At 66.9% G+C, this 7,867-nt stretch carries 8 protein-coding genes; 5 read left to right on the top strand and 3 right to left on the bottom strand.

Annotated elements, in window-relative coordinates; all coding sequences use genetic code 11:
- The coding region (locus tag V7E00_RS17315; protein ID WP_333573840.1) for a hypothetical protein at positions 1-326 on the bottom strand (326 nt) is incomplete at its 3' end.
- A gap of 40 nt (positions 327-366) precedes the next feature.
- Between V7E00_RS17315 and V7E00_RS17310 the strand changes: the two genes are divergently transcribed.
- The 5 genes from V7E00_RS17310 (at position 367) to V7E00_RS17290 (ending at position 6,336) form a co-directional block, all read left to right on the top strand.
- Positions 367-2,160, top strand: a complete 1,794-nt coding sequence (locus V7E00_RS17310; RefSeq protein ID WP_333573839.1) for a methyl-accepting chemotaxis protein — start codon at positions 367-369, stop codon at positions 2,158-2,160.
- Complete coding sequence (locus V7E00_RS17305; RefSeq protein WP_333573838.1) at positions 2,157-2,636, top strand: chemotaxis protein CheW; 480 nt, start codon at positions 2,157-2,159, stop codon at positions 2,634-2,636. Before V7E00_RS17310 ends, V7E00_RS17305 begins: the two co-directional genes overlap by 4 nt.
- Positions 2,637-2,704: 68 nt before the next feature.
- Positions 2,705-3,520 carry a CheR family methyltransferase gene (locus V7E00_RS17300; RefSeq protein WP_333573899.1) on the top strand — a complete coding sequence of 272 codons (816 nt, stop codon included), beginning with the start codon at positions 2,705-2,707 and terminating at the stop codon, positions 3,518-3,520.
- A complete protein-coding gene (locus V7E00_RS17295; RefSeq protein ID WP_333573837.1) occupies positions 3,520-4,599 on the top strand; it encodes a protein-glutamate methylesterase/protein-glutamine glutaminase in 1,080 nt (359 codons plus the stop codon). Before V7E00_RS17300 ends, V7E00_RS17295 begins: the two co-directional genes overlap by 1 nt.
- A 21-nt stretch (positions 4,600-4,620) precedes the next feature.
- A complete protein-coding gene (locus V7E00_RS17290) occupies positions 4,621-6,336 on the top strand; it encodes a hypothetical protein (RefSeq protein WP_333573836.1) in 1,716 nt (571 codons plus the stop codon).
- A gap of 18 nt (positions 6,337-6,354) precedes the next feature.
- On the opposite strand, the gene V7E00_RS17285 is transcribed toward V7E00_RS17290, so the two are convergent.
- Entirely contained in the window at positions 6,355-6,828 is a 474-nt protein-coding gene (locus tag V7E00_RS17285; RefSeq protein WP_333573835.1) for a YbjN domain-containing protein, read from the bottom strand.
- 158 nt (positions 6,829-6,986) lie between these two features.
- Positions 6,987-7,781 (bottom strand): SDR family oxidoreductase, encoded by a 795-nt coding sequence (locus V7E00_RS17280; protein WP_333573898.1) that lies wholly within the window; start codon positions 7,779-7,781, stop codon positions 6,987-6,989.
- Positions 7,782-7,867 lie beyond the last annotated feature (86 nt).

Raw genomic sequence — 7,867 nt, 5'->3', positions numbered from 1 at the left:
GCGGCATCGTCGTCCTCCCCGACCTCCACGCCATCTTCGCCGCCCAGCTCGGTGACAATGCGGCCATCGCGGCGGACGCATGACGATCCTGTCCCTTGCCTACCACGCAGGGACAGAATCGCCGGTGCTTCCCCGCCCCGATGACCAACACCTAGCTTGGCTGTGCCGTCCGTCGGCAAAGAACATGACGGTAGCGGACGACAGCGTGTGACCAGCGCGGCGACGGAGACCCCATCGCTCAGGCCGAGGAGCTGCAGGTCAGCATCGACCCTTCCACCTTCACCACCAGCGGTGGTCCGGATCCCGAACATGCGGGCTTCGGCCACGCCACCAAGACCTTTCTCAATGCCCCAAGGACAAGAATAAATGCGTGCCACGATCAAACTGAAGCTCGGCATCACATTCGGCGTCGTCATCCTGTTGCTGCTCACCGTCGTGGGCGTCGCCAGCTCCCGGCTGGCCACGCTCAATCAGGCGATCAGCGACGTGATCGCTGGCCCGGCGCAGCGCCTCGAGATTGCGCAGAGCGTCAGCGCCGGCTTCGGCTATGTTCTCCGTCAAGAAAAGAACATGGCGCTCACCGAAGATGAGAGCCTCACGCGCGAAATGGACGGCAATCTGATGAAGGCGCGCGAGCAGGTGCAGGCGCAGATCGCCAAGGGGATCGCCACGGCTACCGCGCAGGGCAAACCGCTGTGGATGCAGTTGAGCGCGAAGTTCAACGCGTTCGTGCCGGTCAACGACCGGGTCCGCACGCTGGCACTGGCGAACAAGAATACCGAGGCCGGCACGATATCCATCACCCAATCGCGCGAAATCGCCACCGAGATGGGCGATGTGGTCGATCAGCTGGTGACGATCTCGAAGCAGCAGATGAGCCAGGCGGATCAGGATACCAACGCGCTCTACGCCAGCGCGGCGGCCACGCTGTGGATCGTTGCCGCAATCGCGGTGGTGATCGCTGCTGCCGGCGCCTTCTGGATCTCCCGAATCGTTTCGCAGGGCCTGCGCCGCGTCTCTACCGCGGTCAGCGCCGTGGCGATCGGCGACCTCAGCCAGGACGTGCACGTCACCAGCAACGACGAGATCAAGGACCTGGTCGACACGGTCAACACCATGGTCGCCAATCTGCGCGTCAGCGCGACGCTGGCGGACAAGATCGCCGACGGTGACCTCACGGTCGAGCACAAGCCGGCCTCGGACAAGGACGTGCTCGGCAATGCGCTGGTGCGCATGGTCGATCGCTTGCGGGGCGTGGTGTCGGACGCAACCGTCGCCGCGACCAACGTCTCCTCGGGCAGCCAGCAACTCTCGTCGAGCTCGGAACAGGTTTCGCAGGGTGCGACCGAGCAGGCCGCAGCCGCCGAGCAGGCCTCCGCGGCAATGGAAGAGATGGCCGCCAACATCAAGCAGAACGCCGATAACGCAGCCCAGACCGAGAAGATCGCGCGCCAGTCCGCCAAGGATGCCGAGACCAGCGGCGTCGCGGTCGATCGCGCGGTGGGCGCGATGCGCACGATCGCGGACAAGATCGGAATCGTCCAGGAAATCGCCCGCCAGACCGACCTGCTCGCGCTCAACGCCGCCGTCGAAGCAGCGCGCGCCGGCGAACATGGCCGCGGCTTCGCGGTGGTCGCCTCGGAAGTCCGCAAGCTTGCCGAGCGCAGCCAGGGTGCGGCCGCCGAGATCAGCTCGGTCTCGTCCGAAACGGTGAAGGCCGCTGCCGAGGCCGGCGACATGCTCGGCCGCCTCGTGCCGGACATTCGCCGCACCGCCGAGCTGGTAAGCGAGATCAGCGCCGCCTGCCGCGAGCAGGACATCGGTGCCGCGCAGATCAACGAGGCGATCCAGCAGCTCGACCAGGTGACCCAGCAGAATGCCGGCGCTTCCGAGCAGATCAGCGCGACCTCGGAAGAACTCGCTGCACAGGCCGAGGAGCTCCAGGCCAGCATCGCCTATTTCCGCGTCGAGCAGGAGCCCCGCGCCCGCGCCGCAGCGCCCGCCCGCCGGGCCGCACCCAAGCCCGCAGCCAAGTCCGCGGCGCGCCACAAGCCCAACAGCGTCGCCGATCAGCAGGCACGCATCAGCGGCTATGCCCTCGATCTGACGGCCGGCGGCCCCGATGCAAAGGACAACGCCTTCGGCGTGGAGGTCGCGTGAGCGACGCCACCGAACTCCAGCTCGTAACCTTCGGGCTGGACGCGGAAACCTTCGCCGTGCCGGTGACGCTGGTGCGGGAGATTCTCGACTATGGCGAGACCTTCCGCATTCCCAACGGGCCCGACTATCTGCTCGGCCTGACCGACATGCGCGGCCAGGGTGTGCCGACAATCGACTTCCGGCGGCGCCTCGGCCTCTCGCCGTTCGTGCCCACGCCGGCCACCCGCATCCTGGTGGTCGACGTGCCAGCCGCCGACCGCGTGCTGATGCTGGGCCTGGTGGTGGATCGCGTGCTCGAGGTGTGCAGCGTGACCACCGACCAGCTGGAAACCGCGCCGGACATCGGCGTGCGCTGGGCCTCCGATTATATCGGCGGGGTGATTAAGCGGTCCGAAGGATTCGTTGTGCTAGTCGACATGTCGAAAATCTTCTCGTCCGAAGAGGTGCGGGTGCTCACCACCCGCGCTGTCGCCTGAGAGTCACGGAGCAGACCTTGTCCGCAGCATTAGCGCTGGATCCGTCGCCCCCGCCCGGGCTCGACACGATGAGCAACCGCAACTTCGCGCGCCTCGCCGCCTATATCTACGAGGTTTCGGGCATCAAGATGCCGGAAACCAAGAAGACCATGCTGGAAGGCCGGCTGCGCCGCCGGCTGCGGGTGGTCGGCGTCGATACCCTTGACCGCTACTGCGACTATGTGTTCGCTGGCGATCACCTGGCGGCCGAAGGGCTGCACCTGATCAACGCGGTCACCACCAACAAGACCGACTTCTTCCGCGAGCCGGCGCATTTCGACTATCTGGTCGAGCATGTGCTGCCGGCGCTCGCGACACGGGGCGTGCGCATGCTCCGTGCCTGGAGCGCCGCCTGTTCGACGGGCCCCGAACCCTATACCCTCGCCATGATGCTCGACGATTATGCCGAGCGGATGGGCGGGCCCGATTACGGCATCCTCGCCACCGACCTTGATACCGAAGTGCTGGCGACCGCGCGCAGCGGCATCTATGCCGCCGAGCTCGTCGATCCCGTGCCGGCGGCCTTGCGGCGCAAATATGTGATGACGTCGAACGATCCGGCGCGGCGCGACGTGCGGATCGTGCCACGGCTGCGCAGCGCGATCGGCTTCGGTCGACTGAACCTGATGGACGGTCGCTATCCCGTGGGCGACGCGATGCACCTGATCTTTTGCCGCAACGTGCTGATCTATTTCGACAAGCCCACGCAGAAGAAGGTCGTCTCGCAACTGTATGACTGCCTGGCGCCCGGCGGCTATCTGTTCCTGGGCCATTCGGAATCGATCACCGGGCTTGGCCTGCCGCTCAAGCAGGTCGCCAACACCGTGTTCCGGCGAGGCGACTGATGCCAAAGATCCGCGTCCTGATCGTCGACGATTCGGCGAGCGTGCGCCAGACCATGACGGCGATCCTGGAGGAAGATCCGGCGATCGAGGTGATGGGAACGGCCGGCGATCCGTTCAGCGCTGCCCGCCGCATCCAGGAGGAAGTGCCCGACGTCATCACGCTGGACGTGGAGATGCCGCGGATGGACGGCATCACCTTCCTTCGCAAGCTGATGCAGCAATGCCCGGTCCCCGTGGTGATGTGCTCGTCGTTGACCGAGAACGGCTCCGACACGCTTCTCCAGGCGATGGAAGCGGGCGCGGTGGACGTGATTCTCAAGCCGCGAGTGGGCGTGGCCGATCATCTGGCCGAACACCACCTCCAGATCCGCGACGTGGTGAAGGCGGCCGCCCGCGCGCGGGTGCGCGGCCGGCCGGGCAAGCCGATGCCCAAGGTCGAGGCGCCAGCCCAGAAGCTCACCGCCGATGCGGTGCTGCCGCCGCCCAGCGGCAAGCCGATGAGCCGCACGACCGAAATGGTGGTGTGCATGGGCGCGTCCACCGGCGGCACCGAGGCGCTGCGCGAAGTGCTGGAGGCGCTGCCCGCCAACAGCCCCGGCATCGTCATCGTCCAGCACATGCCCGAGCATTTTACCCGCGCCTTCGCCCAGCGGCTGGATGGATTGTGCGAGGTCGACGTGAAGGAGGCAGCGGACGGGGATCCGGTGCTGCGCGGCCAGGTGCTGATCGCGCCGGGCGGCAAGCACACGATGCTCGAGCGCCAAGGCGCGCGCTATTACGTCTCGGTCCGCGACGGGCCGCTGGTCTCCCGCCACCGCCCTTCGGTGGACGTGCTGTTCCGTTCGGCGGCGCGCGCGGCCGGATCGAACGCGGTAGGCATCATCATGACCGGGATGGGCGATGACGGCGCCCGCGGTCTGCTGGAGATGCGGCAGGCCGGCGCGCGCACCTTCGCGCAGGACGAGGCGACCTCCGTCGTGTTCGGCATGCCCAAGGAAGCAATCGCGCGCGAAGCGGCCGACAAAATCATTCCCCTCGGGCACATCGCCCACGAACTACTCACGGCCACGGCCCGATGACCGCGCAACAAGGAGACGGCCATGTACGCCGCACCCATTCCTGAACCCAATCCCGAATCCGAACTGTCGCTTGCGCAGATCGAGGCCACGATCAGCCAGGTCGCCGGCAATCTTGATGCGCGCTTCGTATCCGCGGGCGAGGCGCTGGCCCAGGCCTATGCGATCGTCGAGCGGCTGGTGAGCGCGCTGGAAGGCGTGACCAACGCGCTTGGCCGCGATGCAGCGGACGCGGCGGTCGAGAACATGCGCGCAACGGCAGACCGGCTGGAGCGGCTCCCCGCCGTGCAGGCGGCACGGCAGGCCGGCCTGGAGAGCATCGCCGCGGGCGCGCGGCCGCTGGCGCACCATATCTCCCAGGTGAAGCGCACGCTCGACTTCCTGCGCATCTGCGGTCTCAACATCAAGGTGGCAGCGGCCGGCCGCAACGGCTTTGCCGACTTCGCCGACACGATGAACGTCCGGCTCGATGTGGGCGAGGAGGAGATCGGCGGCATCGGTATCGAGATCGAACGGCTGACCGCCAGCATTCCTGCGCTGATCGAGGTCGATCGCCAGCTCGCCGCCGAATGCATCAAGGTAATCCCGCAGGTGCCGCGCAAGCTGGCTGCCGATGCCGAGGCGCTGCAGCGCCACCAGGCTGCCGATGCCGCGCGCGCCGCCCGCATCGCCACTGTCGGGCGAGAGATCCACGGTAGAGTCGCCACCGCCATTGGTGCGATGCAGATCGGCGACATCACGCGCCAGCGGCTGGAACATGTCGCCACCGGCATCCGCGCGCTGATTGCCTGGCGCGATTCCGCCGATCCCGCTACGGCGATCCCGGTAGTTGGCCATATGGTCGCGCTGTTCGCCGCCCAGGCCTCGGACACGATCGAGGCGTTCCACAATGAATCCCAGCGACTCGCCGACAGCCTGCGCGGCATCGCGCCGAGTGCTACCCAGCTGCTGGAGATCAAGGCCGAGGGCGACCGCGAACAGAGCAGCGACAACACCGCCTTTCTGGGCGCGCTGGAAAAGAGCGTTGCCGATGTGGCGCAGGTAACCGCGCGCCTGCGCGACGCCGATGCGCGCGCCCAGGCACTGGGCGGCTCCACCTCGGACAGCGCCGAGCGCCTCGCGCAGCGGCTGCGCGTCGTCCATCGGGTAAACCACGACGTGCACCTGATGGCATGGAATACCGATCTTCGCTGCCATCGCCTCGGCGACGAGGGCAAGGCGCTGGCAATGGTCGCATCGGAGATTCGTGGCTTCGCAACGACGCTCGCGACGATTTCGGCCGAGATCCGGCAGTCGGTCGAAGCGCTGGTCAGCGCGGTGACCGCACTGCGCGATCCGGAAGCCGAACATGGCGGCGACGCCGCCGAGGCGCTGACCGATTCGCTCGCCTGCATCCGCGAGGGTGCACAGCGCATGCGTGCGGGGATGGCCGGGCTGAGCGAGGATGCAGCGGCGGTGTCGCGGATTCTCGAGACCACCACCAGCAATGTCGATTGCGAGGCTGCCTTCGGCGACTCGCTGCGCAGCGTGGTGCTACAGCTCAAGCTGTTCGGCACACCCTGCGCGAGCCCCGAGGGCGACGTGGCGGCGGCGCTGTCCGAACTGCTCGACGGGATGGCGCGCAGCTACACCATGGCCTGCGAGCGCGAGATCCATCATCGTTTCGCGCTGCCCGGCGGCGCCGCGTCCACGCAGTCGAGCACGGACGACGACGACGATGACGATGACGGGCTGTTCTGAGCAGCCCGTCATTGCGGCTCACTTTTTCGGGGTCTCTTCCGTTTCGTTGACATAGTCGACGAAGCTGCCGACCAGCGAATCCCACAGCTCCAGATTCTTCTGGAACAGCGTGGTGGACATCTGCTGGTCCTCGAAGTTCAGATCATATTCGATCGCGGCTTCACCCTGGTCGTCCGAATAGACCCGGGCGAAGCGGTGCTTCTGGTTCCAGGCATTGGCGCGGGCAGGCGACAGCTTGTTGGTCCAGCCGGCATAGAACTGGATGTCGCCGCAGTTGCGGCCCTTCTCGCAGGTCATGAAAAAGATGGTGAACTTGTAGCCCTGCGCACCGCTGCGGATGATCGGGTCGCCATCCTTGTCCTTGCTCAGCTCGGCCTTGTAGCCGGCGTCCTGCAGCGCCTTGGCGATCGACTGCGGATCGGTGGACTTCACCTGCGCCTGCGCCGGCACCGCGGCCAGCAGGCCGAGCCCCATCAGCACCACCGTCTTCATGCAATTTCCTTCACTGTCGTTACGCGATCGTCGCCCGTATCGCGGAAGCAGCGGGCCTGCCAAGGCCAGAGCGTTTTCACCATGAGTGAAGACGCTCTAGATGTTTGGTTGCCGCATTTTCCGAGTCGTTGACCGTACACGGTCAACTTGAAAATGCGCTAGCGTCGTCCGAGCCGGCTGCGCCGGGCCTGTTTGCGCAGGGTGCCCGGCATCCACCGCGCCGCGAACCACAGCTTGCGCGCCGTCTTGCCCACCCGGCTATGCAGCACCGGGCCATGCACCGCCGCCCAGGCTGCTTCGGCAACATCGCCCACCGGCGAGATCTCCAGCCCCGCCCGCCGCACATTTTCGCGGATCAGCTGGTTGGAGCCGCCGGTCGGCTGGTCGAGCAGCGGCGTGTCGATGAACGCAGGCATCAGTGTGCGCACCTGCACGCCCGCGGTCGCCCATTCGCCGTCCAGCGCCTCGGCCAATCCGCGCACCGCGAACTTGGTGGCCGAGTAGATCGCCGCCCCGGCCGTGCCATAGATTCCCGCCGCCGAACTGGTGATCAGCATCACCGATCCGGGCGTCGCCGAAAGGAGCGGGAAGCCGACATGGGCGCCGTGCACCACCCCGGTGAAGTTGACCGCGATGCACCGCTCCAGTTCCGCCGGGGAGGTGGTAGCGAAAGGACCGCTCGTACCGATCCCGGCATTGTTGAACAGCACGTCCAGCCGCCCGCCGCTCGCCTCGGCAAAGGCCGCCAGCGCCGCCACCCATTGGTCGCGATCGCGCACGTCGAGCAGATGTGTCGTTGCCACGCCCTCGGGCAGCATGGCCCGGGTCTCCTCTAGCCCCGCCGCGTTGACGTCCGCCAGCCCGACACGCCAGCCGCGCTGTGCGAACAGCAGCGCCACCGCCCGGCCGATGCCGGATGCGCCGCCGGTAATGAAGATCGCCTGCTGGTGCATCGCCGCCGCTCCCTGATCGCTCGCCCCGATGCCGGAGCCTTGCACCTATCCTTCCGCACATTGCCGCGCGATGCCAGCAGGATGTT

Source organism: Sphingomonas sp. (genome assembly GCF_036731925.1).
In the GTDB taxonomy this organism is placed as follows: Bacteria; Pseudomonadota; Alphaproteobacteria; order Sphingomonadales; family Sphingomonadaceae; genus Sphingomonas.
This window is presented reverse-complemented; position numbering and strand designations above follow the sequence as displayed.